We start from the raw sequence: 1,876 nt of genomic DNA, 5'->3' as shown, positions 1-1,876 counted from the left end.
AGTTCGCGATAGATCGACTCGACGGACACGTCGCGGCGCACGTGATCGCCGATCACCGCCCTGATGTGCCGGGCGGCCAGGCGAGGCTTGTTCAGTTCGTCGCCGATCAGGAACAGGTATCCCTTCTTGCCGCGCTTGTCCCATGCGTCCGTCGCGACATGCTCGGCGACGAAATAAGCGGCCAGTTCATAGCTTTCGGACTTCTGCCCGCCACCGCCGCCTTCGAGCAGGATCGCCCGCAGCTGTTCGTCCATCCGGTTGTCGGATTCGAACTGCCCGATCTGTAACGGCACCCGGTCGGTGTCGGCGTCGCCGATCGCGCCGAACAGGACCTGCGGGTCCTGCGCGTACCCCTTGTTCTTCAGCAGCCCGTGCAGCTTTCCCAGCTTGTCCTGCATGATGCGTGGCACCCGGCCCATCGACCCGGTCACATCGAACAGCACGGCCACCGGCAGTGAGTTCCCGTGCTCGGCCGAGTCCCGGCACTCGCGCGTGCCGACCCCGAAGGGATCGAGCAGCGGATGCGCGCACCACGTGTCATACGGCTTCGCCCGCATCTCGGCCGTGTACCCGAAATCGTCCACCCCCTGCCGCGCCCGATACGTCTTGCCCGCCCGGTAGGCGGTGTCATCCCAGTTCCCGTACCCCATCCGAACCACACCCTCTCGCCTTGATCGTTGTTTTAGTCTATTCAACTAAAACAACGATCGTCAAGGCGCCGGGGCGAATTCGCCGGAGCCGATCAGCAGGAGGCAGCGCCGTCCGGCAGAGGCGTCAAGCGCGAGGCGACGAGAACGACACCGGGACCGGGCCTACCGCCCGGGCCGGCATGCCAGGTGACATTGTCCGAGGTGAGCGGAGCGGCGCAGGCTCGACAGACGACGACACCCTCGGTCACGTGACCGCAGTCGCGATGAACCACCGACAGCGGCGGCCCATCCGCACCGGCGAGCCAGCGATCTCCCCACGCCAGCAGCATGGTCAGGATCGGGTAGAGATCGCGACCGCGGTCGGTGAGGACGTACTCGGTGCGGGTCGGGTTCTCCTGGTACACCCTGGTTTCCACGATCCCGTGGTCGCACAGGGTACGAAGGCGATAGGTCAGCACATTGGACGCGATGCCGAGGTCTCGACGCAGGTCCTCGAAGCGGCTGATGCCGAGGAACAGGTCGCGCAGGATCAGGGGAGTCCACCGCTCCCCCACGATGCCGACGGTACGGGCGATCGAGCACGCGATATCGGCGAGGTCCACTTTTGCCATAGCACTCAGGATAGTCCATTGCTTTTTGCAAGTCAGCTGGTTACGGTCGGGAGGCACCTGAACGATTCGCCACAGAGGAAGGTGTATTTCCCATGCCCGACGCCCTTGCCGATCCGGTGTCCACCGATTCGGTCGCCCGATTCCGGCGCGCGACCACCGACAACGACATCCCCGCCCTGCTCGACACCTTGACCGACGATGCCGAGCTCATCTCACCGGTGTCGGGGCGGCTCGTCTTCCGTGGCCGAACCGACCTCGCCCCGTTGCTCACCCTCGTCTATCGCGCGGTCAGCGATCTGCGATGGACCGACACACTCGGCACCGGCGACACCCGAGTCCTGTTGGGCGAAGCCAGGTTCGGGCCTTTCCGGATGACCGAGGCGATGGTGCTCGACCTCGATTCCGACGGCCGCATCCGGCGCATGCGCCCACACTTGCGACCCTGGCTCGCGCTCACCGCCGTGGCGGTGTGGTTGGGCCCGAATCTGCTCCGGTATCCGGGAGCGGTGCGCCGGGCCGCGAGTTCTGGGCGGTAGCCACCGGACCGTCTTCGGCCAGGCCGTCCGGGGTGAGCTCGAGTCTGCGGGTGACCCCGATGTCGTCGAGGAAGCGTTC

3 protein-coding genes are annotated in these 1,876 nt (G+C 65.9%); 1 reads left to right on the top strand and 2 read right to left on the bottom strand.

Going from position 1 to position 1,876, the window contains the following annotated elements; genetic code table 11:
- Together ACFWF3_RS34260 and ACFWF3_RS34255 are read right to left on the bottom strand one after the other, a co-directional pair.
- The coding region (locus ACFWF3_RS34260; RefSeq protein ID WP_379318178.1) for a hypothetical protein at nucleotides 1-650 on the bottom strand (650 nt) is incomplete at its 3' end.
- Between the two features lie 92 nt (nucleotides 651-742).
- Nucleotides 743-1,261: a winged helix-turn-helix transcriptional regulator gene (locus ACFWF3_RS34255; protein WP_379318176.1), complete on the bottom strand. Its 519-nt coding sequence runs from the start codon at nucleotides 1,259-1,261 to the stop codon at nucleotides 743-745.
- Nucleotides 1,262-1,353: 92 nt separating this feature from the next.
- Between ACFWF3_RS34255 and ACFWF3_RS34250 the strand changes: the two genes are divergently transcribed.
- Nucleotides 1,354-1,797: a nuclear transport factor 2 family protein gene (locus tag ACFWF3_RS34250; protein ID WP_378626922.1), complete on the top strand. Its 444-nt coding sequence runs from the start codon at nucleotides 1,354-1,356 to the stop codon at nucleotides 1,795-1,797.
- The last annotated feature ends 79 nt before the right edge of the window (nucleotides 1,798-1,876 follow it).

Origin of the sequence: Nocardia sp. NPDC060220 (assembly GCF_042727815.1) — a bacterium.
Lineage (GTDB): Bacteria > Actinomycetota > Actinomycetes > Mycobacteriales > Mycobacteriaceae > Nocardia.
This window is presented reverse-complemented; position numbering and strand designations above follow the sequence as displayed.

What these genes read in the sequence shown, in the direction of transcription:
- ACFWF3_RS34250 (WP_378626922.1), top strand. Translation starts at nt 1,354, where the DNA reads ATGCCCGACGCCCTTGCCGATCCGGTGTCCACCGATTCGGTCGCCCGA.
- ACFWF3_RS34255 (WP_379318176.1), bottom strand. Translation starts at nt 1,261, where the DNA reads ATGGCAAAAGTGGACCTCGCCGATATCGCGTGCTCGATCGCCCGTACC.